This is a genomic window from Methylobacterium radiodurans, assembly GCF_003173735.1.
Taxonomy (GTDB): domain Bacteria; phylum Pseudomonadota; class Alphaproteobacteria; order Rhizobiales; family Beijerinckiaceae; genus Methylobacterium; species Methylobacterium radiodurans.
Map to the genome: position 1 here is coordinate 2,745,331 of NZ_CP029551.1, position 26,089 is coordinate 2,771,419.

A 26,089-nucleotide genomic window follows, 5' to 3' on the forward strand; every position below is an offset into this window, starting at 1 on the left:
GCGCGCGAACCTGCGACGCCGGTCGCCCTACTTCTTCTTCCCGAACGGGAATCCACCGAGACCGGGAAGCCCCGGCATCTTCGGCCCGCCGAGCCCCGGAAGGCCCGGCATCTTTCCGCCACCGAGTCCCGGCGGCATGGGCGGCAGCTTGCCGCCGAACTGCTTCTCCAGCGCCGCGATCTGCTCAGGGCTGGGCTCCGGCATGCCGGGGGCAGGCCCGGCATCCCGCCGGGCATCCCGCCGCCGAGGCCGAACATGTTGCCGATCGCTTGGCCGATGCCGCGCTTGCCCGAGCCCATGGCCTTCATCATGTCGGCCATGGTTCGGTGCATCTTGAGGAGCTTGTTGATCTCCTCGACCTTCACGCCGGAACCCGCCGCGATGCGCTTCTTACGGGAGTTCTTGAGGAGGTCGGGGTTCTTGCGCTCCTGGGGCGTCATCGACGAGATGATCGCGCGCTGGCGCTTGAACATCTTCTCGTCGAGGTTGGCGCCCTCGACCTGCTTCTTGATCTGCCCCATGCCGGGCAGCATGCCCATCAGGCCGCCGATGCCGCCCATCTTCTCCATCTGGGCGAGTTGCTGGGACAGGTCCTCGAGGTCGAACTTGCCCTTGCGCATCTTCTCGGCGGTGCGCATCGCCTGCTCGGCATCGATGGTCTCCGCCGCCTTCTCGACGAGGGAGACGATGTCGCCCATGCCGAGGATGCGGTTGGCCACGCGCGCGGGATGAAACTCCTCCAGCGCGTCGACCTTCTCGCCGACGCCGACAAGCTTGATCGGCTTGCCGGTGACCGCCCGCATCGAGAGCGCCGCGCCGCCGCGCGAATCGCCGTCCATGCGGGTGAGCACGATGCCGGTGACACCCAGCCGCTGGTCGAAGGCGCGGGCGGTGTTGACCGCGTCCTGGCCGGTGAGCGCGTCGGCCACCAGAAGCACCTCGTGCGGCCGGGTCGCGGCCTTCACCTCGGCGGCCTCGGCCATCAGGCCCTCGTCCACCGTGGTGCGGCCGGCGGTGTCGAGCATCACCACGTCGAAGCCGCCGAGCCGGGCGGCGTCCATCGCGCGCTTAGCGATCTGGACCGCCGACTGGCCGGCCACGATCGGCAGCGACTCGACGCCGACCTGTTTGGCCAGCACCGCGAGTTGCTCCATCGCGGCCGGGCGGCGGGTGTCGAGGGAAGCGAGCAGCACCTTGCGCCGCTCGCGCTCAGTGAGGCGCCGGGCGATCTTGGCGGTTGTGGTCGTTTTACCTGAGCCCTGCAGGCCGACCATCAGGATCGGCACGGGGGCGGGGGCGTTGAGATCGACCGTCTCGGCGTCGGTGCCGAGCATCGCCACCAGCTCGTCGTTGACGATCTTCACGACCATCTGGCCGGGCGTGACCGACTTCAGAACGACGGCGCCGACCGCCTTCTCGCGCACCCGGTCGGTGAAGCCGCGCACCACCTCGAGGGCGACGTCGGCCTCCAGCAGGGCGCGGCGCACCTCGCGCATGGCGGCGGTGACGTCGGCCTCGGTCAGCGCACCGCGGCGGGTGAGCCCAGAGAGGATGCCGGAGAGGCGGTCGGAGAGACCTTCGAACATGCGGCTCGTCTGTCCCGCTTACTGGTGCAGCCCGGCCCGCTCGACGCGGCGGGCCTGGAGGTCGGCCTCGAATGCCTGGATGGCGCGGGCGAACTTGTCCCGGCACTCCGTGTTGCAGAAGCCCACGACGGCGCCGTTGTAGAGGGTGAGCGCGTCCGCCGAGATCGGCTTGCCCGACCACGGGCAGATCTCGTTGATCGCGTCCTCGATGTTCAGGCGCTCGGTCGGCATGGCTCGAACACCTCTCGGATGGCCAAGGCGTGGGTTTCCTCGGGTCCGTCGCCAACGCCGAGTGCGCCCGAGGGCGCACACGCGCTGTCGGGCGTTGGCCTCCGGCCTCTCGGGCCGGTCGGCTTCGGTGTCGACGACGATCGTCGGACGGGTCCGCGGCGGTAACCGTGCGGGCGGGCGAAGTCAAGCCGGGCCGCCCCGGCCGAGACAAGTCCGGGGCGGGACCGGGAGGAGTCGTTAAGCTTTACGGCTTGTTAAGCATGTTCGGGCTTGAATGCAGCATCCCGAACAGGACGACACAAGCCGATGTCGGAACCCGCCCGTCAATATCCGCCGACCGACACCGGCCCGCGGCCCGCCTCCGGCCCCCTGCGCGACTGGCTCGCCGCCATGAAGGCGCAAGTCCCGGCCAGCGCCGAGAACCCGGCCGAGCCGGTCCGGCGCGGCCCGCGGATCGAGCCGGCGCGCCCGGAGCCCGGTTGGAGCCCCCGCGTCGTCGAGGGCCGCGGCATCCGCGCGGAGGATCCGGATCTCGCCGAACTGATGGCCGAGAACTTGATGCTCAAGGCCAAGCTCGACCTCGAATCCGATCGGGAAGACGCACTCAAGGCGAAGCTGGCCGAGGAGATCCGCGCCCTTCGCACCCATGTGCGGGAGGAGGTCGGGCTCCTGGAGAACTTCCGGGCGGAGCGTGACCGGATCCTGGCCGAGTGCGACGGCCTGCGGGCCGAGCGCGACGCCGCCCAGGCCGAGAGCGCGCGGTTCGAGGCCGAGCGCGACGCCTCGCGCGAGGAGTGCGACCTGTGGCGGGCGCGGGCCGAGGCGCTGGCCCAGCCCCTGTTCCAGGCCCGGCGCTGAGCCGACCCGAGAAACACCAACCCGAAAAGCCGAAGGGCCGCCCCAGGGGCGGCCCTTCCATTGCCGAACCGCGGTCCGGCCGAAACTGGTCCGATGTCGGAACTCGGACGCCCTTAGAGGCGGGCGCCGGAGGCGACGGTCCAGGTCCGGTAAGCCGAGATGCGCGGCTGATGACAATGAGACACTGGATCACCTCCTTTCGTTGATTGCGGGAGAGCCCAAGGTAGGGGCAGCAGCGCGGCTTGTGAAGGCCGCCGGCTGCGCCCACTCGCCGCAACGCGGCACGCCGCACCGGCAGGCTTCCGCGGCCCGGCGCGGCGGCGTATCAGGGCCGCAGACTTCCCGCGTCAGCCCCAGGGCCCCCTTGTCCGTCTCCCCGCTGCCCAACGCGCGCTCCGACGACGCCCTCGACCCGGCGGCCATGCGCCAGCCGCTCGCCGATGCGTGGTACTGCGTCGGGCAAGCCGCGGCGCTCCGCGGCCGGGGCGGACAGGCGCTGCGCGCGGTCTCGCTCAACGGCGAGCAGATCGTGCTCGGGCGCGGACCGGACGGGCAGCCCTTCGCGCTGCGCGACCGGTGCCCGCACCGGGGCATGGCGCTGTCGAAGGGACGGTTCGACGGACAGACCCTGATGTGCCCGTTCCACGGCTGGCGCTTCGGCACGGACGGCCGCTGCCGCGAGGTGCCCACGCTCTCGACCCACGACGCCGCCGACTTCTCGCGCATCGCCGTGCAACGCTTCCCCGTGCGGGAGAGCGCCGGTTTCCTCTGGGTCAACCCGAACCCGACACCCGGCGGCGGGGCGCCGGCCGTGCCGGAGCTCGACTTCGAGCCGGCGGGCTCGCTGGTGGTTGAATTGGAGGTCGAGGCCTCGTTCGACCTGACCACCCTGAGCCTCGTCGATCCCGGCCACGTCGCCTTCGTGCACGATTCCTGGTGGTTCCGGCCCTCGAAGGAGCTACGCGAGAAGGTGAAGACCTTCCAGCCCGTCGAGCACGGCTTCGTCATGACGAGCCACGCGACCACGAAGAGTTCGCCCGTCTACCGCCTGCTCGGCGGCGTGCCGGAGGTGGAGATCGAGTTCCGGCTACCGGGCGTGCGGCTGGAGCGCATCCGCGCCGGCCACAAGCGCGTGGCGAACTACACCTTCGCGACGCCGCTCTCGGAGAACCGGACCATGCTCACCAACGCGCTCTACTGGAGCATGCCGGCTCTGAACCTGCTGAAACCCGTCGCGCGCCCCCTGATGCGCCAGTTCCTGACCCAGGACCAGCAGGTGCTGCAGCACGCCCAGGCGGGTCTGGACCGCAAGCCGACGATGGTGCTGCTCGGCGACGGCGACCTGCCGTCGCAATGGTATTTCCGCCTGAAGCGCGAGGCCCTGGAGGCCGCCCGCGCCGGACGACCCTTCGCGAATCCGCTTGAGCGGCGGGAGCTGCGGTGGCGCTCGTAAGGAACGCGTGAAGGCTTCGTTAACCATATCACGGTTAACTGTTGCGTAACGAACCCGAGCCCCGCGAGTCCCGATGCCCCGTTACTTCATCGACCTGCACGACGGGGCCCAGCCGGTACGTGACGAGGTCGGCTTCGACTTGCCGGACCTCGACGCGGCCCGCGGCAAGGTCACCCGCATCATGTCGGCGATCGTGCGCGACATGCTGCCGGACGTCGAGCGCCAGGACTACGTCGCCTGCGTGCGAGACGTCGCGGGTGCGGTGGTCTACCGGGCGCGGCTGTCGCTCGCCGTCGAGGCCGCCGAGTAGGCCGTGCCGCACGGCCGCGCGCCCTGCGGCACGCGCGCCACTCACGCTTGACGGTCGAGCCCGCCCGTCCATCTCCCGCTCCATGAAACGGCGCAGCCTGCTCACGGTCGCCAGCGCGGCCACGGTGATGACCCTCGGGGGCGTCGGCTACGCGGCGCACCGCCGATCGCGGAACCCCTATTACCAGGGTCCGAAGAGCGACCACTTCGACGGATTGCGCTTCCACAGCCCCGAGCAGGCCGCCGACAAGGATCTCTCGGACATCATCCGCTGGCAGCTCTCGCGCGAGGGCGAGGCTTGGCCGGCGCAGTTCCCGAGCCCCTTCCCGGCCGACAAGCCGCCGGAGCGCGTCGAGGCGTTGCGCGTCGTGCTGATCGGCCACGCGAGCTACCTCGTGCAGGTAGCGGGCCGGAACATCCTGATCGATCCGGTCTTCGCCAAGCGCGCGAGCCCACTGCGCTTCGCCGGCCCCAAGCGCGTGAACCCGCCCGGCATCGCCTACGCCGACCTGCCGCCGATCGACGCGGTGCTGATCACCCACAACCACTACGATCATCTCGACGGGCCCACCGTCGCCAGGCTCTGGCAGGACCACCAGCCGACGATCTTGTCGCCGCTGGGCAACGACGCGATCTTGCGCGGCTACGACGACACCATGGCGGTGGAGACCCGCGACTGGGGCGAGAGCCTCGACCTGGGCCAGGGCCTCACCGTCCACCTGACGCCGGCCAACCACTGGTCGGCGCGCGGACTGAACGACCGACGCATGGCGCTGTGGTGCGCCTTCGTGCTGACCTCCGAGGCGGGCGTGCACTACCATGTGGGCGATACGGGCCTCGGCGACGGGGCGATCTTCCGGGCGATCGCCGAGCGCTTCGGGCCGCCCCGTCTCGCGACGCTGCCGATCGGCGCCTACGAGCCGCGCTGGTTCATGCAGCCGCAGCACATGAACCCGGAGGACGCGGTGGCGGCCCTGAAGCTGCTCGGGGCGGGCCAGGCGCTCGGCCACCACTGGGGCACCTTCCGGCTCACCGACGAGGGCGTCGAGCGGCCCGCCGAGGCGCTGGACGCCGCCCTCGACGCTGCGGGCGTGCCGCGCGAGCGCTTCCTGGCGCTCCGGCCGGGGCAGGTCTGGATGCCGGGCTGAACCCCGTCAGGGGACGCCGGGCAGGGCCCGAGGCGGCCGGCTCCGCACGGTGATGCCGACCGAGGCCGCGATCACGCAGCCGATGGCGAACCACTGGACCGGGCTCAGGCGCTCGCCGAGCAGCGCGAGCGCGGCGAGCGAGGCGATCGCCGGCTCGACGCTCATCAGCACCCCGAAGGCCTGCCGGTCGAGGCGGCGGAGCGCCACCATCTCCAGCGAGTAGGGCAGGGCGCTCGACATCACCGCGACGACGAGGCCGCTCGCCAGGGTTGCGGGGACGAACAGCGCGGATCCCGCCTCGGCGAGGCCGAAGGGCGCGATCACGAGCGCCGCCGTCAGCATGCCGAGCGAGACCGCCTGCCCCCCGTGCGCCCGGCCGGCGCGCTGGCCGAACAGGATGTAGAGCGCCCAGGCGAGCGCCGCCCCGAGCGCGTAGGCGACGCCGACCGGATCGAGCGCGCCCGTCCCGCCCAACGGCAGCAGCAGGCCGAGCCCCAGCACCGCGAGCCCGATCCAGGCGAAGTCGGAGAGCCGCCGCGAGGCCGAGAGCGCGACCGCGAGCGGCCCCGCGAACTCGATCGCGACCGCGGGCCCGAGTGGGATGGTGAGGAGCGCGCGGTAGAACAAGAGGTTCATCAGCCCGAGCGCCGCCCCGTAGAGCAGGATCCAGCCGCCATCGCGGAGGGCCAGACTCCGTCGCCAGGGCCGCCAGACCGCGAGCAGGATCAGCGCCGAGAAGCCGACGCGGAGCGCCGAGACGCCGGAGGCGCCGACAACAGGGAACAGGGTCTTGGCGAAGGCCGCTCCGCTCTGCAGCGAGACCATGCCGGCGACGAGCGCGGCGACGGGGAGGAGCGGGCTGCCGGGGCGGGAGGATGTCACGATGATGTCGCCTCTGACCGTTCCCGGTCTAACGGTGCGGGTCACCGGCATTCCCTCTCCCTGCGCGCGGGGAGAGGCCCGCAGGCACCTTGTCGTGCCTGCGGGTAGCGCAGGCGAAAGCCGGAGCGATGGTGAGGGGGCCGCTCAGGAGGAGCCTCGTCTGTCGAAGCCCCCTCACCATTGCCTGCCGGCTGGCTTCATGCCCCGACGAGGGGGCATGAAGCCCTCTCCCCGCACGCGGGGAGAGGGGATATTAGGGCCATCGATGCGGCTTCCCGGAAAGTGTTGCTCGGCCCGCTACAGGATGAACCGGCTGAGATCTGCGTTCGCCGCCAAGCTCTCCACACGCGCCCGTACATAGGCGGCGTCGATCGCCACCGTCTCGCCGGCGCGGTCGGTCGCCGTGAAGGAGATATCGTCGATCACCCGCTCCAGGACCGTCTGCAGCCGGCGCGCGCCGATGTTCTCGACCGAGCCGTTCACCTCGACGGCGACGCGGGCGAGCGCGTCAACGGCGTCGTCCGAGAAGGCGAGCGTCACGCCCTCGGTCTCCAAGAGGGCGACCGTCTGCTTGAGGAGGCTCGCCTCCGTGGCGTTGAGGATCTGCTTGAAGTCCTCGACGGTCAGCGGCTGCAGCTCGACACGGATCGGCAGGCGCCCCTGCAACTCGGGCAGCAGGTCGGCGGGTTTCGAGACGTGGAAGGCGCCCGACGCGATGAACAGCACGTGGTCGGTCTTGACCGGCCCGTGCTTCGTCGCGACCGTGGTGCCCTCGATGAGCGGCAGGAGGTCCCGCTGCACGCCCTCGCGGGAGACGTCCGCCGAGGAGCGGCCCTCGCGGGCGCAGATCTTGTCGATCTCGTCGAGGAAGACGATGCCGTTGTCCTCGACCTCGCGGATCGCCTCGCGCACCAGCGCCTCGTCGTCGACGAGCTTGTCGCTCTCCTCGGCCAGCAGCGGCGCGTGGGCGTCCCGCACGGTGATGCGGCGCGGTTTGCCGCGCTGTCCGCCCAGCGCCTTGCCCAGCATGTCACCGATGTTGATCGCGCCCATCGAGGCGCCAGGCATGCCCGGGATCTCGAACATCGGCAGGCCGGCGGGGCCGCCGGAGGCGAGTTCCAGCTCGACCTCCTTGTCGTCGAGCTGGCCGTCGCGGAGCTTCTTCCGGAAGCTGTCGCGGGTCGCCTGGGAGGCGGTCGGGCCGACGAGGGCGTCGAGGATGCGCGACTCGGCCGCGGCCTCGGCCTTGGCGCGGACGGACTTGCGCTTCTCCTCGCGGGTCAGGCCGATCGCCACCTCGACGAGGTCGCGCACGATCTGCTCGACGTCGCGGCCGACATAGCCGACCTCGGTGAACTTGGTGGCCTCGACCTTCAGGAAGGGCGCGTTGGCGAGCCGGGCGAGGCGGCGGGCGATCTCGGTCTTGCCGCAGCCGGTCGGGCCGATCATCAGGATGTTCTTGGGCGCCACCTCCTCGCGCAGCGGCCCGGTGAGCTGCTGGCGGCGCCAGCGGTTGCGCAGCGCGATCGCGACGGCGCGCTTGGCCTCGTGCTGGCCGACGATGAAGCGGTCGAGTTCGGAAACGATCTCGCGGGGGGAAAACGTGGTCATCGCCCTGGGCTGCCTCGGCGCTCGTCCTCGTGTGCGGCAGAGCCCGGAATGGGGTCTCGGCGCCTGCGGCGCAAGGGTGAGCGGGGATCCCAAAGGGGCTCAGGCCCTTTGGGATCCGGGACCTTGCCGCTCAGGCTGCCCGGACCTCGGCGACGAAGCCGTCGACCTGCACGCCCAGCTCGTCCGCCCGGCGGGCCAGCTCGCCGGCCGCGGACAGGACCTGCGCGGCGCCGGCACCCGCCGCCTGGGCGTCGCCGCGCATCTCGGCCATGCTGCCGGTGACGGCGCGCGTGCCCTCGGCGGCGCCCGCGATGCTGCGGGCGATCTCGCGCGTGGCGGCCTGCTGCTCCTCGACCGCGGCGGCGACGCCGAGCGCGATCTGGTGCACGCCGCCGATGGTCGCATCGATCTCGCCCATCGCCGACACGGTCTCGCGCGTGGCGTCCTGGATCGTGGCGATCTGCGCGGTGATCTGGTCTGTCGCGCGCGCCGTCTGGGCGGCGAGTTCCTTGACCTCGGCCGCCACCACCGCGAAGCCGCGGCCCGCCTCGCCGGCCCGCGCCGCCTCGATCGTGGCATTGAGCGCCAGCAGGTTGGTCTGACCCGCGATGCTGGCGATGAGACCGACGACCTCGCCGATGCCTCCGGCGCTGCGGGCCAGGATCTCGACCTGCTCGCGGCTGCGCCGGGTGCCGGCGACCGCGCCCGCGGCCGCCTCGGCCGTGCGCGCCACCTGGGTGCCGATCTCGTTGGCGCTGGCGGCGAGCTGCTGCGTCGCCGCGGCGACCGCCTCGACGCTGCCCGCGGTCTCGCCGGAGCGCTGGGCCGCGGCCTCCGAGCGGCGGCTGGTCGCATCGGCCGTCGTGGTCAGGCTGCGGGCGGTGGCCTCCATCTCGGTCGCCGCGGCGGCCAGGTGCTGAACCAGCTCGCCGACGCTGCCCTCGAACCGGTCGGCGAGCGCCGTCATCTCGGCCTGCCGGGCGGAGCGCGCCGCCGAACCCGCCAGCGCCTGATCGGCGCGCAGGGCCTCGGCGGTGCGCATGGCGTCGGCGAAGACCTGCATGCTGGCCCAGATCGCGCCGATCTCGTCGCGGGTCGGCTTGACCGGCGGCAGGTCGTGCCGGCCGCCCGCGAGCGCACGGATCGCGTCCGAGACCGCGGTGAGCGGCCGGGCGATCTGGCGGCGGCCGATCAGCCCGCCGAGGACGAGGCTGCCGAGCACACCACCCAGTGCCAGGGCGAGCAGCAGAGCCATGCGCTGGCTGTAGAGCGCGTCGGTCGCCGTATCGATCGCCTCGACCTCGTCGCGCCCGCGCTTGACCAGCTCGGCGATGCCGGCCTGGAAGGCGCGGCGGTTGCCCTGGTTGGCGTCGTTGAAGCCGAGCGCGGCGGCCGCCTTCGGCGATTCCTCGGTGCCGGCGCGGGCGATCTCGGTCCGCATCCGCGCGAAGGCCGCAGCGTCGCGGGTGACCGCCTCGAACAGCGCGCGGTCCTTGTCTCCGACGATCGGCGCCCAGGCCTGCAGCAGCGCGTCCATCGCGGCGAGGCCGCGGGTGATGCCGTCGGCGTATTTCCGGGCCTCGGCGCGGTCGGCCGAGGCGTAGACGCCGCGCGAATCCATCGTCACCTCGGAGGCGAGACGGTTGAGGTTGGCCCCGTTCAGGGCACGCGTCGCCGCGAACCGCGTCTCGCTGATCGCCGCGTTGAGGGTGTGGAGCGAGCCGATGCCCAGCGCCGCCACCACGACGGTCACGGCGCTGCATCCGCCGACGAGCCCGAGAAGCTTGGTGCCGATCTTCATGATATGCCGAACCCGTCCCCCGGGGCGGCACCATGAGCAGAATACCTCAAGCACCGATTAACGGTGGGACTATGTTGCAGCGGCGGCGTCCAGGCTCTCGATGACGAGCGAGCCGTTCGTATAGACGCAGATATCGGCGGCGATCTTCATCGCCTTGCGGACAATAGTCTCCGCATCGTGCTCCCCGTCCTCCAGGGCCCGCGCGGCGGCGAGCGCGTAGTTGCCGCCGGAGCCGATCGCCATCACGCCGGTCTCGGGCTCCAGCACGTCTCCTGCGCCGGAGAGGAGCAGGCTCACCTCCTTGTCGGCCACCAGCATCATCGCCTCCAGGCGGCGCAGGTAGCGGTCGGTGCGCCAGTCCTTGGTCAGCTCGACGCAGGCGCGGGTGAGCTGGCCGGGATACTGCTCCAGCTTGGCCTCCAGCCGCTCGAACAGGGTGAAGGCGTCGGCGGTGGCGCCCGCGAAGCCGCCGATCACCTGCCCCTTGGCGAGGCGCCGGACCTTGCGGGCGTTGCCCTTGACGATGGTCTGGCCGAGGCTGACCTGTCCGTCGCCGCCGATGACGACGCGGCCGCCCTTGCGCACCATCAGGATCGTCGTCGCGTGCATCTTGGGAAGGGCGTCGTGCTCGGCCAAGGCTGTCTCCGTCCGGTCCGGGAGTTGCGTCCCGGGCCGCACGTAAGCGCTGACGCGCCCGAATGCCAACGCGGCGCTTGACGGCGGCGGCGATTTGGGCCGGAAGGGCGCGCAACCAGCCACAAGTCCCAGGAGCCGGCCGATGCCGCCGCTGTCCGACCTATCGACCGACGCCCTCGCAGACCTGCGCGCGGGCCTCCGCCAGGAATACGACGCGCTCAAGGGCCAGGGCCTCAAGCTCGACATGACCCGCGGCAAGCCGGCCTCGGCCCAGCTCGACCTCTCGGCCGAGATGCTGGCGCTGCCGGGGAATCGCGACACCACCGCCGAAGACGGCACGGACGCGCGCAACTACGGCAACCTCCAGGGCCTCTCCGAGACGCGCGCCCTGTTCTCGACCCTGATGGGGGCGCCGGCCGACCAGATCGTCGTCGCCAACAATTCGAGCCTCGCGCTGATGCACGACACCATCGTGTACGCGCTGCTCAAGGGCGTGCCGGGTGGCAAGGGCCCCTGGTCGAAGGAAGAGCCGATCACCTTCCTGTGCCCGGTGCCGGGCTACGACCGCCACTTCGCGCTCTGCGAGGGCTACGGCATCCGCATGATCGCGATCCCGATGACCGGCGAGGGCCCGGACATGGACGCGGTCGAGAAGGCCGCGGCCGATCCGAGCGTCAAGGGCATCTGGTGCGTGCCGAAATACGCCAACCCGAGCGGCGAGACCTACAGCGCCGAGACCGTGCGGCGCCTCGCCTCGATGAACACGGGCGCGCCCGACTTCCGGATCTTCTGGGACAACGCCTACGCGGTGCACCACCTCACCGCCGAGCGGCCGGAGCTTGCCAACATCCTCGACGCCTGCGCCGAGGCCGGCAACCCGAACCGGGCCTTCGTCTTCGCCTCGACCTCGAAGGTGACGCTGGCCGGCGCCGGCCTCGCGCTCTGGGCCTCCTCGCCGGAGAACGTGCGCTGGTACCTCGCCCAGGCCGGGCGCCGCTCGATCGGCCCGGACAAGCTGAACCAGATCCGCCACGTCCGCTTCCTGCGGGACGATGCCGGCATCGCCGCCCATATGGAGAAGCACCGCGAGCTGATTGCGCCGAAATTCGCGGCGGTCGAGGAGGCCTTCGCGGCCCGGCTCGGCGGCCAGGGCGTGGCGCAGTGGAGCGCCCCGAAGGGCGGCTACTTCATCACGCTGGACGTGCAAGACGGCACGGCGAGCCGTGTGGTGGCGCTCGCCAAGGAGGCCGGGATCGCGCTGACGCCCGCCGGGGCGACCCACCCCTACGGCCGGGACCCGAACGACCGGACGCTTCGCATCGCCCCGACCTTCCCGAGCCTCGCCGAAGTGCGCAAGGCGGCGGAAGCGGTGGCTCTGTGCACGCTGCTTGCGGCCGTCGAGGCGCGGCTGGGCTGAGCGGCTTCGACCCTCCCGCTCCGTCGGCAGGGCGATGGCCTATGCCGAGCGAGCCTCTGCACGGATAGAGCGCGAGTTCCCTCTCCCGTGCGGGAGAGGTCTGCTTTCGCAGAAAGCCGGGTGAGGGACCCGGAGCCTTAAAATATGGCTCGGCGTTGTGTCCGCGGCGGGGTCGCGTCTCATCCGGAAAGTTCTCGTCCCTCACCCCAACCCTCTCCCGCACGGGAGGGGGGAATCCCGCGCTACACCACCACCGTCACCGCTTCCGCGGCGCGCGTCAGGCCGGTGTAGAGCCAGCGCGCCCGGTGCTCGCGGAAGGCGAAGGATTCGTCGAACAGCACCACCTTGTCCCACTGCGAGCCCTGCGCCTTGTGGACGGTGAGCGCGTAGCCGTAGGTGAACTCGTCGGTCTCGCGGCGGAGGTAGAGCGGGATCTCCTCCTCGCTCCCCGAGATGATCTGGCGCAGCACCTTGATGTCGGTGGCGCGCCGCCTGAGCGCCGGGTCGTCCTCCGGCACCACGTCGAGCCGGACCATGTCGGGGCGCGGCGGCGCGCGCAGCGCCTTCACGGTCCAGGTCGAGCCGTTGAGCAGGCCCTTGGTGCGGTCGTTCCGGAGGCAGACCAGCTTCTCCCCCACCGCCGGCATCGGGTCGGTGTGGCCGGCAAGCTCCCGCAGGCGGTTGTTGTAGAGCCGCCGGGTCTTGTTCATCCCGACCAAGACCTGATCGCAGTCGAGCACCTGCTCGGAATCGATGTCGCGCCGGGAGACCACCTGGCTCGCCCCGTAGGTGCCGAGCGCGAGGCGCCCGCCCTCTCGCACCGTCATGGCCATGCGGATGATCGGGTCGTCCTCGGCCTGCCGGTGCACGTCGGTGAGCATCACGTCGGGCTCGGCCTCGGTGAAGAAACCACCGCCGCGCACGGGCGGCAGCTGGGCCGGGTCCCCCAGCACCAGGACTGGCTTGTCGAGCGAGAGCAGGTCATGCCCAAGGTCCGCATCGACCATCGAGCACTCGTCGATGACGATGAGGTCGGCCTTGGCGGCGGGCCCCGAGCGGTTGAGCGTGAAGGTCGGCCCGCCTTCCTCCGCCTCCTTGGTGCGGTAGATCAGGCTGTGGATCGTGCCGGCGTCGTGGCAGCCTTTGGCGCGCATGACGGACGCCGCCTTGCCGGTGAAGGCGCCGAACACCACCGAGCCCTCGACATCCTCGGCGATGCGGCGGGCGAGCGTGGTCTTACCAGTGCCGGCATACCCGAACAGGCGGAAGACCTGATCGCCGCCGCCCTTGCGCCAGGCGGAGATGGCTTTCAGCGCCGCCTCCTGCTGCGGCGCGAACCGGGTCGGGACCGAATCCGTCACGGCCAGCGGACAGTGGGGGGCAGCGAGGACAGGATCGAGGCGACGTTGCCGCCGGTCTTCAGGCCGAAGATCGTGCCGCGGTCGTAGAGCAGGTTGAACTCGACGTAGCGCCCGCGCCGCACCTGCTGCTCGTGGCGGTCGGCTTCCGTCCAGGGCGTGGCGAGGTTGCGCCGGACGATCTCCGGGTAGGCGTCGAGGAAGGCGAGGCCCACGTCGCGCGTGTAGGCGAGGTCGGCCGTCGCGTCGCCGGTCCAGTGGTAGTCGTAGAAGATGCCGCCGATGCCGCGCGGCTCGTTGCGGTGCTTGAGCCAGAAATACTCGTCGCACCACGCCTTGTAGCGGGCGTAGTCGACAGCGGGCGCGTGCGCCTCGCAGGCCTGCCGCAGGCGCGCGTGGAAGAGTTGGCTGTCGGGATCCTCTTGCGTGCGCCGCCGCTCCAGCACGGGCGTGAGGTCGGCGCCGCCGCCGAACCACGCCTTCGTGGTCACCACGAAGCGCGTGTTCATGTGCACGGTCGGCACGTGCGGGTTCCAGGGATGGACGATCAGCGAGATGCCGGTGGCGAAGAAGCGCGGGTCCTCCGCGGCGCCCGGCATCTGCGCCCGGAACTCGGGGGCGAACTCGCCGTGCACCGTCGAGACGTGGACGCCGGCCTTCTCGAACACCCGGCCTTTCAGGATCGCCATGGTGCCGCCGCCGCCATGCGCGCCCGAGTGGTCGGTGCGCTCCCAGGGCGTCTTCACGAAGGTCTGCGGCTCGCCCGGCGCATCCTCGTGGAAGGGGCCCCCGGCCTCCGCCTCGATCGCCTCCAGGGCGCCGGTGATCCGGTCGCGCAGCTTGGTGAACCAGGCGCCGGCCTCGGCCTTGAGGGCGGCGAGGTCCGACTCGGAGGGCAAGGGATGGGGCGAGGAATGGGTCATGTCGGGCCGCGTCATGGCCCAAGGCTTTCCCATCCCGCCCCGCGAGCGTCAATGCGCCGGATCAATGCACCCGCCGGGTCGGTCGGGCCGGGCGTTATTCGGGCCGGGCCGCGATCGCCTCTATCTCCACGAGGTAGCCGTGGTTCAGCGCCGGCACCGGAACGACGGTGCGGGCCGGCTTCGCGTCACCGAAGACCTCGGCGTAGATCCGGTTGAAGTGCGGCCAGTTCTCGACGCCCACCAGATAGGCGGTGACGCGCAGCACCCGCTCAGGCCCGCAGCCGGCCTCCGCCAGGATGGCCAGGAGGTTGGCGAGCGCCTGCCGCACCTGGGTCTCGAAGGGTTCAGTGGAGGTGTGCGTGCCGTCGGGGCGCGGCCCGAGCTGCCCGGAGACGAAGACGAGGTCGCGCCACGCGGTCCCCTGCGAGTAGTGCCCGGCGGGCGTCGGCACGGCGGCGGTGGCGATGCGCTCGATCGGATCGGTCATGGGCTCCGTGTGCTCCTCTGCGATAGCCGGAAGGGCGCGGGTCCCTTCTCCCTCTTGATTACCGGATCTGCGGCGGGAATGTGGGCTCCGCGTCCTCCCCCGCAGAGGGGGGAGGGAGAGCGCGGGAGAGGGGCGCCAGGGACGTGCGAATACGATAGCCCGCAGGGAAAGGAGAGCCTGTCGCGGTCCGGGTCCTTCACCACCCGTTGATGCGCGGCCAGACCTTCGCGACGCGGCCGGCGCCGTCGAGGACGTGGTAGCTTTCGTGCTGCGCGCCCGTCGCGCAGGCGTGGTTCGGCAGGATGCGCAGGCGCGCGCCGATCGGCAGATCCGGCAGCGCGGCCCCCGAGCCACGGCGCAGCGCCACGATGCCGTGCTCTTGGTTGGCGTCGGCCACGATCAGGTCCGGAAAGGGTCTGCCATCGAGATCGCAGACCACGCCGTAGCCCTGGTCGACCGCCTGTCGCGCCGTGCCGCGGTCGCGCGAGAGCGCCATCCAGCCGGCATCCGTGATGATCCAGCCCTTCCGCCGCTGATGGCCGATGACGGTCGCGAGCACGCTCAGCGCGATGTCCTCGGGCTCGACCGCGCCGACGCCCGCCTGGAACAGGTCGCCGAACATGAAGACCCCGGCCCGCACCTCGGTGATCCCGGTGAGATCCCGGGCGAAGCGCGCGGTCGGCGTCGAGCCGACGCTGACCACCGGGCAGGGCAGCCCCGCCGCGCGCAAGATGTCGGCCGCCGTGACCGCGGCGACGCGCTCGGCCTCGGCGGCCGCTGCGAGCGCCTCCGGGTCGCTCAGGGCGTAGCTGTCGCCCGCGTGGAGCAGCACGCCGCGCAAGGACGCCCCGCCCGCCACGAGCCGGCGCCCGATCGCGACGAGCAGATCCGCGTCGCCCGGCGCGACGCCGGAGCGGTGCCCGTCCGCGTCGACCTCGATCAGGACTGGGAGGGGGTCGCCGCTGCGGTCGGCATGTTCGGCGACCGCGTCGGCCTGCTCGGGGGAGTCGAGGATCACCGCGAGATCGGCGCCGCCCGCCCGGATCGCGGCGACGCGGTCGAGCTTGTCCGGCGCGATGCCGACGCCGTAAACCACGTCGCGCAGCCCGGCCTCGCAGAAATACTCCGCCTCGCGCAGGGTCGAGACGATGGCGGGGCCCTCCGGCGCCGTCATCGCGATCTCGGCGACCTCGCGCGACTTCGCGGTCTTCAGGTGCGGCCGGAACGCCACGCCGAGCGCGGTGAGGCGGGCGCGCATCCGCGCGACGTTCGCCCGCAGCCGGGCCTCGTCGAGGAGAAGGCAAGGCGTGCCGAGCGCCTCGAGTCCGGTTCCCTCCGCCGCCATGATCGTCACCGTCCGCACTCCTTCGCCGAAGCCGCTCCCGGATACGCGCTCGCTCCCGGCGGCGCCAGCCCGGTCAATCCGCGGATCGGCCGTGTGCTCGTCCACACGTCGGGCCGGAGGGAGCGCACCCACCTCTGTCTCGTGCAAGAACAAAGGCCACCGGATGCGGAAGCAGGAAGCTTCCGCGTTGGGCGGAGGCCGCAAAATAGAGACTCGATACTGACGATGACCAACCGTTTCGCCACCGCCGCCGTCGCGATTACTCTGAGCCTGGCCGCCCCGGCCGCGTTCGCTCAGGCCGGCAACTGGCCGCACGCGGAGCGCGCGCCGGTGACCGCCTACGACGACCTCACCACGGGCTCGATCACCGTCGCCCGGCCGCAGGTCCGTGACGGCTGGGGCGCGGTGAGCTCGGCCAAGGCCGGCAACGCCAACCAGCAGAACTTCCCGGTCCAGCAGTACGGCCAGACCTCCGGCGGCCCGGCCTTCTGAATGCGGATCTCGGATCGATGACGAGGGCGGGGCGCGAGCCCCGCCTCTTACGCGCCCGGTCACCGGGCCCGATCCGCGGAACGCGCGGCGCAACCGCGGGCGTTGTCAGCGCCCGAGCTTTGTCCCCGGCTGAATTCGAAATGCGGTGGACGCGGGCCGTGCCCGAACGGTAAACCTCCCCCGAAATCACATGGGAGGGATGCGTTTGGCACAGGACGTCATCCTGGCGACGAGCGGCCTGACGAAGGAGTTCAAGGGCTTCCGCGCCGTCAGCGGCGTGAACCTCGCGGTCGTGCGCGGCACGATCCACGCGCTGATCGGCCCGAACGGGGCGGGCAAGACGACCTGCTTCAACCTGCTCACCAAGTTCCTCCAGCCCAGCGCCGGCTCGATCCGCTACAAGGACCGGGACATCACCGGCATGAAACCCGCCGACGTCGCCCGGCTCGGGCTGGTGCGCTCCTTCCAGATCTCCGCCGTATTTCCGCACATGAGCGTGCTGGAGAACGTGCGCATCGCGCTCCAGCGCAGGCGGCGCGGCGATTCATTCGATTTCTGGCGGCCCGAGCGGGTGCTGCGGGCGCTCGACGGCGAGGCGCTCGAACTGGTCGAGGCGGTCGGCCTCTCGTCCTTTGCCGAGACGCAGGCGGCGGAGCTGTCCTACGGCCGCAAGCGGGCGCTGGAGATCGCCACCACGCTCGCGCTCGATCCGGAGATGCTGCTCCTCGACGAGCCGATGGCCGGGATGGGCCACGAGGACGTGGACCGCACCGCCGCTCTGATCCGGCGGATCGCCAAGGACCGCACCATCCTGATGGTCGAGCACAACCTGTCGGTCGTGGCCTCGCTCTCCGACCGCATCACCGTGCTGGCGCGCGGCCAGGTGCTGGCCGAGGGCGACTACGCCAGCGTTTCGAAGGATCCCCGCGTGGTCGAGGCCTATATCGGATCCGGTCATGCCTGAGGCGGCGCGCGTCCCGAACCCGGCGGCCTCGGCCGCCCCGCTGCTCGCCGTGCGCGGCCTGGAGGGCTGGTACGGCGAGAGCCACGTCCTGCACGGCGTCGATCTCGACGTGCGGGCCGGCGAGGTGGTGACCCTGCTCGGCCGCAACGGCGCGGGCAAGACCACGACGCTTCGCGCCATCATCGGCATCCTGGGCCGGCGCGCCGGCTCGATCACCTACGAGGGCGTCGAGACGATCGGGATGCCGTCCCGCTCGATCGCCCGGCTCGGCATCGGCTACGTGCCCGAGGAGCGCGGCATCTTCGCGAGCCTCACCGTGCAGGAGAACCTGATGCTGCCGCCGAAGGTGAAGCCCGGCGGCATGTCGGTGGCCGAGATTCACGCGCTCTTCCCCAACCTCAAGGAGCGGGCGGGGAGCCAGGGCACCAAGCTCTCGGGCGGCGAGCAGCAGATGCTGGCCATCGGCCGCATCCTGCGGACCGGCGCCAAGCTGATCCTCCTCGACGAGCCGACCGAGGGCCTCGCCCCCGTCATCGTCCAGCAGATCGGCCGCACGATCCTGAAGCTGAAGGCGGACGGCTACACCATCGTGCTGGTCGAGCAGAACTTCCGCTTCGCCCAGACGCTCGCCGACCGCCACTACGTGGTCGAGCAGGGCCGCGTCGTGGACATGATCCCGAACGCGGATCTCGACGCCAACATCGACAAGCTGCACGCCTATCTGGGCGTCTGAGATCCGCACAACCGAACCGCGCTGCCGGGCCACCCGCCCGCCTCAGGAAGGACGACGACAGATGCTGAGATCCGTTCTGCTCGCGAGCGCGCTCGGTGCCCTGACCATGGGCGCGGCGCACGCGCAGACCGCCGTGAAGGTCGGCGTGCTCGGCGACCGCTCCGGCGTCTACACCGACATCAGCGGTGAGGGCTCGGTGGTGGCCGCCCGCCTGGCGGTGGAGGACTTCGCTAAGATCGACCCGAGCGTGAAGGTCGAGGTGGTCTCCGCCGACCACCAGAACAAGCCGGACGTCGGCGCGGCCATCGCCCGGCAATGGTACGATCGCGACGGCGTGGACGTGATCGTGGACGGCGTCACCTCCTCGGTGGCGCTCGCGGTGAACCAAGTCACCCGCGAGAAGAACAAGGTCCTGATCGATTCGGGGGCCGGCACCGCCGACCTCACCGGGCCGCAATGCACGCCCAACACCGTGCACTGGGTCTACGACACGGTGGCGCTCGCCAACGGCACCGGCGGCGCCATGGTGAAGCGCGGCGGCGACACGTGGTTCTTCCTCACCGCCGACTACGTCTTCGGCCAGACGCTGCAGCGCGACACCGCCGCGGTCGTCACCAAGAACGGCGGCAAGGTGGTGGGCTCGGTCAAGACGCCGTTCCCGACCGCCGACTTCTCCTCCTTCCTGCTCCAGGCGCAGGGCTCGGGCGCCAAGGTGATCGGGCTGGCCAATGCCGGCGGCGACACCATCAACGCGATCAAGCAGGCGGGCGAGTTCGGCATCACTGGGGGCGGCCAGGCGCTCGCCGGCCTCCTCGTCTTCTCCTCGGAGGTGCACGCGCTCGGCACCAAGGTGGCGCAGGGGCTGGTGCTGACCGAGCCGTTCTACTGGGACCTCAACGACGGCACCCGCGCCTTCTCGGAGCGCTTCTCCCAGCAGATGAAGGGCCGCAAGCCCACCGCCAACCACGCGGGCGTCTACGCCGGCACGATCCACTACCTCAAGGCGGTGGCGGCGCTGAAGGGCGAGGCCAAGGACGGCGCGAAGGTGGTCGCCAAGATGAAGGATATGCCCACCGACGACCCGCTCTTCGGCAAGGGCACGATCCGCGCGGACGGGCGCAAGATCCACGACATGTACCTGTTCGAGGTCAAGAAGCCCGCAGAGTCGAAGGGCGAGTGGGACCTCTACAAGACGCTGGCCACCATCCCCGGCAACGAGGTCTTCCGACCGCTGGGCGAGGGCGGCTGCCCGCTGGTGAAGGGCTGATCTCCCCCGGCCCCGCCCGGCACCGGGCGGGGCGCCGCACGGACGCGTGAGCCACCATGACGACGATCTTCGGCGTGCCGACCCAGGCCCTGTTCGGCCAGCTCCTGCTGGGGCTGATCAACGGCTCGTTCTACGCGATCCTGTCGCTCGGGCTCGCGATCATCTTCGGGCTGCTCAACATCATCAACTTCGCCCACGGCGCCCTCTACATGATGGGCGCCTTCGTGGCCTGGATGCTGCTGACCTATCTGGGCCTCGGCTACTGGTGGGCGCTGGGACTGGCGCCGCTGGTGGTGGGCCTGTTCGGCATCCTGCTCGAGCGGCTCCTGATCGCGCGTCTGTACAAGCTCGACCATCTCTACGGGCTGCTCCTCACCTTCGGGCTGGCGCTGATCATCCAGGGCCTGTTCCGCAACCAGTACGGCGTCTCCGGGCTCCCCTACGCGATCCCGGCCGAGCTGTCGGGCGGCCAGCGCCTGCCCTTCATGTTCCTGCCGAACTACCGGGCCTGGGTGGTGGTCGCCTCGCTCACCGTGTGCATCGCCACATGGCTCGTCATCGAGAAGACCAAGCTCGGCGCTTACCTGCGCGCCGCGACCGAGAACCCGACGCTGGTCCAGGCCTTCGGCGTGAACGTGCCGCTCTTCCTCACGCTCACCTACGGCTTCGGCGTGGCGCTCGCCGGCTTCGCGGGCGTGCTCGCGGCGCCGATCTACTCGGTCAACCCGAACATGGGCGCCGACATCATCATCGTGGTCTTCGCCGTGGTGGTGATCGGCGGCATGGGCTCGATCCTCGGCTCGGTGATCACCGGCTTCGCGCTCGGTCTCGTCGAGGGCCTGACCAAGGTGTTCTACCCGCAGGGGTCGGCCACCGTGATCTTCGTCATCATGGTGCTGGTGCTGCTCGTGAAGCCCGCCGGCCTGTTCGGCCGCACGGCCTGAGCGCGGTCGAAGGAGAATCCCCATGGCCGACACCGCCAGCCTCGCCGCCACTCCGATCGCGGCGGCCCCGCGCGAGACCCGGGACGACCGGGCGCTCCACCGGCGCGTCTTCATGGGGCTCGCGGTCGCCCTCGCGCTGGCGCCCTTGGTGCTCTACCCCGTCTTCCTGATGAAGGTGCTGTGCTTCGGGCTGTTCGCACTCGCCTTCAACCTGCTCCTCGGATACGGCGGCCTGCTGTCCTTCGGCCACGCCGCCTATTTCGGCATGGCGAGCTACGTCTCGGCCAACGCGGCCAAGCACTGGGGCCTGACGCCCGAACTCGCGATCCTCGCCGGCACCGTGGTGGCGGGCCTCCTCGGCCTCGCCTTCGGCGCGCTCGCGATCCGGCGGCAGGGCATCTACTTCTCGATGATCACCCTGGCGCTCGCCCAGATGGCGTTCTTCTTCTCGCTGCAGGCGCCCTTCACGGGCGGCGAGGACGGCATCCAGGCTGTGCCGCGCGGCGCGCTCTTCGGTCTGGTCAGCCTCGCGGACGACCGCGTGCTCTACGGCCTCGTCGCGGTGGTGTTCTTCCTCGGGATGCTGGCGATCTACCGCATCATCCACTCGCCCTTCGGGCAGGTCTTGAAGGCGATCCGCGACAACGAGCCCCGGGCGATCTCGCTGGGCTACCGGGTCAACCGCTACAAGCTCGCGGTCTTCGTGCTCTCGGCCTCGCTCGCGGGGTTGGCGGGCGCCACCAAGGCGATCGTGTTCCAACTGGCCTCGCTCACCGACGTGCACTGGACCATGTCGGGCGAGGTGGTGCTGATGACCCTGGTCGGCGGCATGGGAACGGTGTTTGGCCCGATCATCGGCGCGCTGGTGATCGTCACGATGGAGACCTACCTGGCCCCATTCGGGGCCTGGGTGACGGTGATCCAGGGCCTCGTCTTCGTGCTCTGCGTGCTGCTGTTCCGCGAAGGCATCGTGGGCCTCCTGGCGCGCCGACTCGGCCGACCGCTCTAGGCGCGGCCAGCGCCGCCCCAAAAGGCAACGAGCGCCGCCACGGCATTCTTCCCGCGCGGCGGCGCCACGCCGCGCGTGCCCCGTCGCCGACCTCGAATACCTGCGGGCGGCGCCGCGGACCACAGTGCCGCCCGTCGGCCGGCCCGGTCGACCGGCTGCCGCTGGCGCGGAGCGCATCCTCCGCACTGCGTTTGATACGACAGCCTCCACGCGAAGGATCGAGAGCCTGCACATCCGTGGCTGCGGGACAGACGCCCAGGCGCTCGCGCGACGAGCGGACGAATCAGGCCTGAACTCCGGAACAAGCTTCGCCATGCCGCGTTGCCAACCTGCCCGACGCCGCATTTCTGCCCGGGCGCTGCATGTCCGGTCACCCAGCCGCAGGTTACGCCTGCGCGTCCATCGCGCCGACACTGCCTTCACCTGCGGCAGGTCAGCACAGTCGCTGTGCGATCCCAGTGCATATCCATCCAATGGCCAAGCTTAGACTGTAGCGGCCGCGCAACTGTCCTTGCGAGATCTCGGATGGTTACCTTTCGTTAACCGATCGGCGGCAACATTCGGTCAACCATTCGTTCCAGGGTGCCGCCATGAACCGAGCCCCCGCGCTCAGCGTCGATGATCCCGTTCGCGATTGCCCCGTTCCGCCCGAGACCCTCGGTCTGATCGCTCGTGCCGAGCCCGAATCCCTCGACACGATCGTCGAGGGCATTCCCGAGGGCGTCCGCGCACGGCTCGCGGTCTACCTCTACGGCCGCAGCCACACCCACGAGCTCGGCATCCGCATCGCCGCGACCTGCGAGGGCGCCACGCTGCGGCGCGCCGCCGGCCTCGTCGGCAACATGCTGCACGACCTCTCGCGCCGGCCCTACAGCCCGCCGAGCTACGGCCAGCGCGGGGCCAGCCGGATCAGCCTCGGCGGTCCGGCCGCGCGCCGGGCCTGAGCCGCGCGGGTCCGAATACGTTGGTCCGGGTGCGTCTTGGCCACGCTTTGACAGGCCCGCGGGCGATTCCGTAAGGCGGCGCGCCGGCCGGTCCGGCCGGTCCGCCTCACGGACACGCGCCATGAACGCCCTTCTCGTCATCCTCGGCGCCGGCCTGGGCGGCGGCGCACGCCACGGCGTGAACCTCGCGGTGGCGCGCCTCGCGCCGGCGCTGGGCTTTCCCCTCGCGACAGTGCTGATCAACATCCTCGGCTCCCTCCTGATGGGCGTGGTGGCCGGGGCCTTCGCCCTGCGTGCCGAGGCCTCGCAGCCCCTGCGGCTGTTCCTGACCACCGGGATCCTGGGCGGCTTCACCACCTTCTCCACCTTCTCCCTCGACACCGTCGCCCTCTGGGAGCGCGGCGAGACCGGCGCGGCGATGCTCTACGTGGCGGCCTCGGTCGGGCTCGGGCTCGCCGGGCTGGTCGCCGGCCTCGCGCTCAGCCGGGCCTGGCTCGCCGTGCCGTGAGCGACCGCGCGCGTGGCGGGGACCGAGGCGGCGCCCGGCGTGGCACCCGGGGTCGGGCGGCGCTATAATCCGCTCCGATGTCCGCCCTCTCCCGCCCGGTCCGCCGCCTAGACCCGATCCTCGTCGACCGCATCGCGGCGGGCGAGGTGGTGGAGCGCCCCGCCTCGGCGGTGAAGGAGCTCGTCGAGAACGCCATCGATGCGGGCGCGCGGACGATCGAGGTGACGATCGAGGGCGGCGGGCGCCGCCTGATCCGGGTGGTCGACGACGGGGTCGGCATGGGGCCGGAGGATCTGGCGCTGGCGGTCGAGCGCCACGCCACCTCGAAGCTGCCGGACGGCGACCTCTTTCGCATCGACACGCTGGGCTTCCGCGGCGAGGCGCTGCCCTCGATCGGAGCGGTCTCGCGGCTCACGCTCACCGCGCGCACGGCCGACGCCGCGCAGGGCGCGACCCTGACGGTGGATGCCGGCCGACGGGGCGAGGTGCGCCCCGCCCCCGCCCAGCGCGGCACCCGGATCGAGGTCACGGAGCTGTTCGCCGCGACCCCGGCCCGGCTCAAGTTCCTAAAATCTGACCGGGCCGAGAGTGCGGCCGTCTCCGAGATCGTGCGGCGCCTCGCGGTGGCCCATCCGCGGATCCGCTTCACCCTGCGCAGCGAGGGCGGCACGCCCCTCGTGCTGGCGGCCGAGGAGGGGGAGGGCCCGGCGGCGGGCCTGCGCCGGCTCGCGGGCGTGCTAAGCGCCGAGTTCGCCCCGAACGCGCTGCCCGTCGATCTCGCCCGCGAGGGCTTCGCCATCACCGGCCATGTCGGGCTGCCGACCTTCCACCGGGGCGCGGCTAACCACATCCACCTCGTCGTCAACGGCCGGCCGGTGCGCGACCGGCTGCTCCTCGGCGCCGTGCGCGGCGCCTACGCGGACACGATGAGTTCCGACCGGCACCCGGTGCTCGGCCTCGTCATCGCCTGCGACCCGGCGCTCGTCGACGTCAACGTGCACCCGGCCAAGACCGAGGTGCGCTTCCGCGATCCCGGGCTTGTCCGGGCGCTCGTGGTCAGCGCGATCCACGACGCCCTGCGCCGCGCGGGTGCCCGCACGGCGACGACCGGCGCAGCTCGCGCCCTTGAGGCGTTGCGGCCCGCTCACGTTCGGTCCCCGCCCACCGCACCTCTGCTGCGCAGCTACAGCGGGGAGAGCGCGCCCAGCCTGTTCCAGACGGCGCTGCCGGCCAGCCCCGCGCGGGCGCCCTCCTTCGCCGCGCCGCCCGGCTATGCGGGCCAGCGCCGCGTCCTGCCGACGGGCGGCTTCGGCGAGAGGGCGCAGGCCGAGCTCGACCCTTTCCCGCTCGACGCGGGCCCGCGCGAGCCGCTTCCGGCCGGACCGGCTGATGCGCCCGACCCGAACCTTACGCCTCAGTTCGCACCGGAAGCCGCCGCTTTCCAGCCGGGTCCGGAGGGCGAGGAGGCCCTCGATTTCCCGCTCGGTGCCGCACGGGCGCAGCTCCACGAAACCTACATCCTCGCCCAGACCCGCACCGGCATCGTCATCGTTGACCAGCACGCGGCCCACGAGCGCCTCGTCTACGAGCGGCTGAAGCGCGAGCGAGGCGCGGGCGGCATCGCGCGCCAGGGCCTGCTGATCCCCGAGGTGGTGGAGCTCGGCCACGACGAGGCCGCGCGCCTCGTCGCAGCGGGAAAGGACCTGGAGCGCCTCGGGCTGACGATCGAGGCCTTCGGTCCGGGCGCGATCCTGGTGCGGGAGGTGCCGGCGATCCTCAGCGGCGCCTCGCTCAAGGCCCTCGTCGCCGACATCCTCGACGCGCTGGAGGCCGGGGGCGACGAGGAGGGCGGGGCGGCCGCCGCCGAGACCGGCCCCCTCGGGCGGCGCCTCGACGCGATCCTCTCCCGCATGAGCTGCCACGGCTCGATCCGGGCCGGGCGGCGCCTGCGCCCGCAGGAGATGAACGCGCTCCTGCGCGAGATGGAGGCGACGGAGAATGCGGGCCAGTGCAACCACGGCCGGCCGACCTCCGTCGCCCTGGCGCTGCACGACATCGAGCGCCTGTTCGGCCGCCGCTGACCGGGTGGCCGGACCGCGATCGTGGAGGTTCCGGTTCGCGCGCTGGCGCAAGACTTGATATAGGTTGGTCACTCACCCTGGTCGCGGGCCGGTAGGCCTTGGACGGCATCCCGTATTCCGGACCGATAGCCTCGCGCTCCGCTCACCTCAGGGTCGCCACTCCGCCATGACCAAAAGTCCCGAACCGCGCGCGAAGCCGAAGCAGACCACAGAGGCGGATCACAGCGTCGGCAGCCGCGTCGCGCTGCTGCGGTCGGCCAGCGGCATGAGCCAGACCATGCTGGCCGATGCCCTCGGCATCAGCTTCCAGCAGGTGCAGAAATACGAGGCCGGCAAGAATCGGATCGGTGCCGGGCGCCTGCGCGCGATCGCCGACCGGCTCGGCGTGCCGGTCTCGGTCTTCTTCGCCGACGATCCGGGGCCTGAGGCGCGCGGACGTAACGAACTCGACATGCTGCAGCAGGACGGAGCGCTGACGCTGCTGCAGGCCTACGACGCGATCTCCGACACGGCGATGCGCGATGAGATCCTGACGCTCGTGAAGGCGGCCGCACGCATCAGCCGCCGGGCCGAGCCCGTCGAGGACGGGCGCTGAGAGGTCCGCTTCGGCCGGTCCGGCAGGGGCCTCGCGATCAGCCCCGGCGCGGTGTGAAGAAGTCCCGAAGCAACTGTGCCGCCTCGCGCTCGCGGAAGCCCCCGTAGACCTCCGGCGCGTGGTGGCAGGTGGGCTGGTCGAACACGCGCGGCCCGTGCTCGACGCCCCCGCCCTTCGGATCGGCGGCACCGAAATACAGGCGCCGGATCCGCGCGAAGCTGATCGCCCCGGCGCACATCGGGCAGGGCTCCAGCGTTACGTAGAGGTCGCAGCCGGTGAGCCGCTCGTCCCCGAGCGCGGCGCAGGCGGCGCGGATCGCCAGGATCTCCGCGTGGGCGGTCGGATCGCGCAGGGCGCGGGGTCGGTTGTGGGCGACAGCCAGCACCGCTCCCTCGCGCACCACGACGGCACCCACCGGCACCTCGCCGGCCTCGGCCGCCTGCCGCGCCGCCGCGAAAGCGAGATCGAGGGGGCCCGCGCCGGGACGCAGCTCGCTCACGGTGCCGA

At 71.4% G+C, this 26,089-nt stretch carries 25 protein-coding genes and 1 pseudogene; 15 read left to right on the forward strand and 11 right to left on the reverse strand.

What is annotated here, in order from left to right; genetic code table 11:
- Positions 1 to 27: 27 nt before the first annotated feature.
- Positions 28 to 1,586, reverse strand: a pseudogene (ffh, locus tag DK427_RS12695) (signal recognition particle protein).
- Positions 1,587 to 1,604: 18 nt separating this feature from the next.
- Positions 1,605 to 1,817, reverse strand: a complete 213-nt coding sequence (locus DK427_RS12700) for a glutathione S-transferase (RefSeq protein ID WP_066926959.1) — start codon at positions 1,815 to 1,817, stop codon at positions 1,605 to 1,607.
- A gap of 306 nt (positions 1,818 to 2,123) precedes the next feature.
- Here DK427_RS12700 and DK427_RS12705 point away from each other — a divergent pair, with 306 nt between their 5' ends.
- The 4 genes from DK427_RS12705 (at position 2,124) to DK427_RS12720 (ending at position 5,585) form a co-directional block, all read left to right on the forward strand.
- Positions 2,124 to 2,675, forward strand: coding sequence for an ATPase (locus DK427_RS12705; RefSeq protein WP_109951582.1), 552 nt, complete (start codon positions 2,124 to 2,126; stop codon positions 2,673 to 2,675).
- Between the two features lie 421 nt (positions 2,676 to 3,096).
- Complete coding sequence (locus DK427_RS12710; protein ID WP_109954140.1) at positions 3,097 to 4,128, forward strand: aromatic ring-hydroxylating oxygenase subunit alpha; 1,032 nt, start codon at positions 3,097 to 3,099, stop codon at positions 4,126 to 4,128.
- Positions 4,129 to 4,201: 73 nt separating this feature from the next.
- Complete coding sequence (locus DK427_RS12715) at positions 4,202 to 4,438, forward strand: DUF6894 family protein (protein WP_109951583.1); 237 nt, start codon at positions 4,202 to 4,204, stop codon at positions 4,436 to 4,438.
- Between the two features lie 82 nt (positions 4,439 to 4,520).
- A complete protein-coding gene (locus tag DK427_RS12720; protein WP_109951584.1) occupies positions 4,521 to 5,585 on the forward strand; it encodes an MBL fold metallo-hydrolase in 1,065 nt (354 codons plus the stop codon).
- Positions 5,586 to 5,591: 6 nt separating this feature from the next.
- On the opposite strand, the gene DK427_RS12725 is transcribed toward DK427_RS12720, so the two are convergent.
- The 4 genes from DK427_RS12725 to hslV form a co-directional block, all read right to left on the reverse strand.
- The gene (locus tag DK427_RS12725) at positions 5,592 to 6,410 is read right to left on the reverse strand and encodes an EamA family transporter (RefSeq protein WP_245931017.1); all 819 of its coding nucleotides are present in this window, start codon (positions 6,408 to 6,410) and stop codon (positions 5,592 to 5,594) included.
- A 354-nt stretch (positions 6,411 to 6,764) separates the two neighbouring features.
- Positions 6,765 to 8,078 (reverse strand): ATP-dependent protease ATPase subunit HslU, encoded by a 1,314-nt coding sequence (gene hslU, locus DK427_RS12730; RefSeq protein ID WP_109951586.1) that lies wholly within the window; start codon positions 8,076 to 8,078, stop codon positions 6,765 to 6,767.
- A 130-nt stretch (positions 8,079 to 8,208) separates the two neighbouring features.
- On the reverse strand, positions 8,209 to 9,879 hold the full coding sequence (locus tag DK427_RS12735; RefSeq protein ID WP_109951587.1) for a methyl-accepting chemotaxis protein: 1,671 nt from the start codon (positions 9,877 to 9,879) through the stop codon (positions 8,209 to 8,211).
- Between the two features lie 69 nt (positions 9,880 to 9,948).
- Complete coding sequence (hslV, locus tag DK427_RS12740) at positions 9,949 to 10,488, reverse strand: ATP-dependent protease subunit HslV (RefSeq protein ID WP_425452597.1); 540 nt, start codon at positions 10,486 to 10,488, stop codon at positions 9,949 to 9,951.
- 169 nt (positions 10,489 to 10,657) lie between these two features.
- Between hslV and DK427_RS12745 the strand changes: the two genes are divergently transcribed.
- On the forward strand, positions 10,658 to 11,932 hold the full coding sequence (locus DK427_RS12745; protein WP_109951589.1) for an aspartate aminotransferase type Ic: 1,275 nt from the start codon (positions 10,658 to 10,660) through the stop codon (positions 11,930 to 11,932).
- A 242-nt stretch (positions 11,933 to 12,174) separates the two neighbouring features.
- On the opposite strand, the gene DK427_RS12750 is transcribed toward DK427_RS12745, so the two are convergent.
- The 4 genes from DK427_RS12750 to DK427_RS12765 all read right to left on the reverse strand — a co-directional run bounded on the left by DK427_RS12750 (position 12,175) and on the right by DK427_RS12765 (position 16,045).
- Positions 12,175 to 13,293 (reverse strand): ATP-dependent DNA helicase, encoded by a 1,119-nt coding sequence (locus DK427_RS12750; RefSeq protein WP_109951590.1) that lies wholly within the window; start codon positions 13,291 to 13,293, stop codon positions 12,175 to 12,177.
- The gene (gene hemF, locus DK427_RS12755) at positions 13,290 to 14,228 is read right to left on the reverse strand and encodes an oxygen-dependent coproporphyrinogen oxidase (RefSeq protein WP_425452586.1); all 939 of its coding nucleotides are present in this window, start codon (positions 14,226 to 14,228) and stop codon (positions 13,290 to 13,292) included. Before hemF ends, DK427_RS12750 begins: the two co-directional genes overlap by 4 nt.
- A gap of 79 nt (positions 14,229 to 14,307) precedes the next feature.
- Positions 14,308 to 14,700 (reverse strand): RidA family protein, encoded by a 393-nt coding sequence (locus DK427_RS12760; protein WP_109951591.1) that lies wholly within the window; start codon positions 14,698 to 14,700, stop codon positions 14,308 to 14,310.
- 196 nt (positions 14,701 to 14,896) lie between these two features.
- Complete coding sequence (locus DK427_RS12765) at positions 14,897 to 16,045, reverse strand: DSD1 family PLP-dependent enzyme (protein WP_109954142.1); 1,149 nt, start codon at positions 16,043 to 16,045, stop codon at positions 14,897 to 14,899.
- 225 nt (positions 16,046 to 16,270) lie between these two features.
- On the opposite strand from DK427_RS12765, the gene DK427_RS12770 reads away from it, so the two are divergent.
- The 10 genes from DK427_RS12770 (at position 16,271) to DK427_RS12815 (ending at position 25,582) form a co-directional block, all read left to right on the forward strand.
- The gene (locus tag DK427_RS12770) at positions 16,271 to 16,537 is read left to right on the forward strand and encodes a hypothetical protein (protein WP_109951592.1); all 267 of its coding nucleotides are present in this window, start codon (positions 16,271 to 16,273) and stop codon (positions 16,535 to 16,537) included.
- Between the two features lie 199 nt (positions 16,538 to 16,736).
- The gene (locus DK427_RS12775) at positions 16,737 to 17,501 is read left to right on the forward strand and encodes an ABC transporter ATP-binding protein (RefSeq protein ID WP_425452587.1); all 765 of its coding nucleotides are present in this window, start codon (positions 16,737 to 16,739) and stop codon (positions 17,499 to 17,501) included.
- Complete coding sequence (locus tag DK427_RS12780) at positions 17,494 to 18,234, forward strand: ABC transporter ATP-binding protein (protein ID WP_109951593.1); 741 nt, start codon at positions 17,494 to 17,496, stop codon at positions 18,232 to 18,234. The genes DK427_RS12775 and DK427_RS12780 overlap by 8 nt, the downstream gene beginning before the upstream one ends.
- 61 nt (positions 18,235 to 18,295) lie before the next feature.
- The gene (locus DK427_RS12785) at positions 18,296 to 19,501 is read left to right on the forward strand and encodes an ABC transporter substrate-binding protein (protein ID WP_109951594.1); all 1,206 of its coding nucleotides are present in this window, start codon (positions 18,296 to 18,298) and stop codon (positions 19,499 to 19,501) included.
- A gap of 56 nt (positions 19,502 to 19,557) precedes the next feature.
- Positions 19,558 to 20,445, forward strand: a complete 888-nt coding sequence (locus DK427_RS12790) for a branched-chain amino acid ABC transporter permease (RefSeq protein WP_109951595.1) — start codon at positions 19,558 to 19,560, stop codon at positions 20,443 to 20,445.
- A 22-nt stretch (positions 20,446 to 20,467) separates the two neighbouring features.
- On the forward strand, positions 20,468 to 21,454 hold the full coding sequence (locus tag DK427_RS12795) for a branched-chain amino acid ABC transporter permease (protein WP_109951596.1): 987 nt from the start codon (positions 20,468 to 20,470) through the stop codon (positions 21,452 to 21,454).
- Between the two features lie 590 nt (positions 21,455 to 22,044).
- A complete protein-coding gene (locus DK427_RS12800) occupies positions 22,045 to 22,398 on the forward strand; it encodes a hypothetical protein (protein ID WP_109951597.1) in 354 nt (117 codons plus the stop codon).
- A gap of 121 nt (positions 22,399 to 22,519) precedes the next feature.
- The gene (gene crcB / locus DK427_RS12805; RefSeq protein WP_109951598.1) at positions 22,520 to 22,906 is read left to right on the forward strand and encodes a fluoride efflux transporter CrcB; all 387 of its coding nucleotides are present in this window, start codon (positions 22,520 to 22,522) and stop codon (positions 22,904 to 22,906) included.
- A gap of 77 nt (positions 22,907 to 22,983) precedes the next feature.
- Positions 22,984 to 24,987, forward strand: coding sequence for a DNA mismatch repair endonuclease MutL (gene mutL, locus DK427_RS12810; RefSeq protein ID WP_109951599.1), 2,004 nt, complete (start codon positions 22,984 to 22,986; stop codon positions 24,985 to 24,987).
- 166 nt (positions 24,988 to 25,153) lie between these two features.
- Positions 25,154 to 25,582, forward strand: coding sequence for a helix-turn-helix domain-containing protein (locus DK427_RS12815; protein WP_109951600.1), 429 nt, complete (start codon positions 25,154 to 25,156; stop codon positions 25,580 to 25,582).
- Between the two features lie 37 nt (positions 25,583 to 25,619).
- Here the strand turns inward: DK427_RS12815 and DK427_RS12820 are convergent, their stop codons facing one another.
- A complete protein-coding gene (locus tag DK427_RS12820) occupies positions 25,620 to 26,081 on the reverse strand; it encodes a nucleoside deaminase (RefSeq protein ID WP_245930552.1) in 462 nt (153 codons plus the stop codon).
- Positions 26,082 to 26,089: the final 8 nt, after the last annotated feature.

Bases quoted from the DNA above. Each gene is read 5' to 3' on its own strand.
- DK427_RS12785 (WP_109951594.1), top strand. From the start codon at position 18,296: ATGCTGAGATCCGTTCTGCTCGCGAGCGCGCTCGGTGCCCTGACCATG.
- DK427_RS12775 (WP_425452587.1), top strand. From the start codon at position 16,737: ATGCGTTTGGCACAGGACGTCATCCTGGCGACGAGCGGCCTGACGAAG.
- DK427_RS12705 (WP_109951582.1), top strand. From the start codon at position 2,124: ATGTCGGAACCCGCCCGTCAATATCCGCCGACCGACACCGGCCCGCGG.
- hslV (WP_425452597.1), bottom strand. From the start codon at position 10,488: ATGCACGCGACGACGATCCTGATGGTGCGCAAGGGCGGCCGCGTCGTC.
- DK427_RS12735 (WP_109951587.1), bottom strand. From the start codon at position 9,879: ATGAAGATCGGCACCAAGCTTCTCGGGCTCGTCGGCGGATGCAGCGCC.
- hslU (WP_109951586.1), bottom strand. From the start codon at position 8,078: ATGACCACGTTTTCCCCCCGCGAGATCGTTTCCGAACTCGACCGCTTC.
- DK427_RS12725 (WP_245931017.1), bottom strand. From the start codon at position 6,410: ATGGTCTCGCTGCAGAGCGGAGCGGCCTTCGCCAAGACCCTGTTCCCT.
- DK427_RS12790 (WP_109951595.1), top strand. From the start codon at position 19,558: ATGACGACGATCTTCGGCGTGCCGACCCAGGCCCTGTTCGGCCAGCTC.
- DK427_RS12815 (WP_109951600.1), top strand. From the start codon at position 25,154: ATGACCAAAAGTCCCGAACCGCGCGCGAAGCCGAAGCAGACCACAGAG.
- DK427_RS12710 (WP_109954140.1), top strand. From the start codon at position 3,097: ATGCGCCAGCCGCTCGCCGATGCGTGGTACTGCGTCGGGCAAGCCGCG.
- DK427_RS12800 (WP_109951597.1), top strand. From the start codon at position 22,045: ATGAACCGAGCCCCCGCGCTCAGCGTCGATGATCCCGTTCGCGATTGC.
- DK427_RS12745 (WP_109951589.1), top strand. From the start codon at position 10,658: ATGCCGCCGCTGTCCGACCTATCGACCGACGCCCTCGCAGACCTGCGC.
- mutL (WP_109951599.1), top strand. From the start codon at position 22,984: ATGTCCGCCCTCTCCCGCCCGGTCCGCCGCCTAGACCCGATCCTCGTC.
- crcB (WP_109951598.1), top strand. From the start codon at position 22,520: ATGAACGCCCTTCTCGTCATCCTCGGCGCCGGCCTGGGCGGCGGCGCA.
- DK427_RS12765 (WP_109954142.1), bottom strand. From the start codon at position 16,045: ATGGCGGCGGAGGGAACCGGACTCGAGGCGCTCGGCACGCCTTGCCTT.
- DK427_RS12780 (WP_109951593.1), top strand. From the start codon at position 17,494: ATGCCTGAGGCGGCGCGCGTCCCGAACCCGGCGGCCTCGGCCGCCCCG.
- DK427_RS12700 (WP_066926959.1), bottom strand. From the start codon at position 1,817: ATGCCGACCGAGCGCCTGAACATCGAGGACGCGATCAACGAGATCTGC.
- DK427_RS12720 (WP_109951584.1), top strand. From the start codon at position 4,521: ATGAAACGGCGCAGCCTGCTCACGGTCGCCAGCGCGGCCACGGTGATG.
- DK427_RS12760 (WP_109951591.1), bottom strand. From the start codon at position 14,700: ATGACCGATCCGATCGAGCGCATCGCCACCGCCGCCGTGCCGACGCCC.
- DK427_RS12795 (WP_109951596.1), top strand. From the start codon at position 20,468: ATGGCCGACACCGCCAGCCTCGCCGCCACTCCGATCGCGGCGGCCCCG.
- DK427_RS12715 (WP_109951583.1), top strand. From the start codon at position 4,202: ATGCCCCGTTACTTCATCGACCTGCACGACGGGGCCCAGCCGGTACGT.
- DK427_RS12770 (WP_109951592.1), top strand. From the start codon at position 16,271: ATGACCAACCGTTTCGCCACCGCCGCCGTCGCGATTACTCTGAGCCTG.
- hemF (WP_425452586.1), bottom strand. From the start codon at position 14,228: ATGACGCGGCCCGACATGACCCATTCCTCGCCCCATCCCTTGCCCTCC.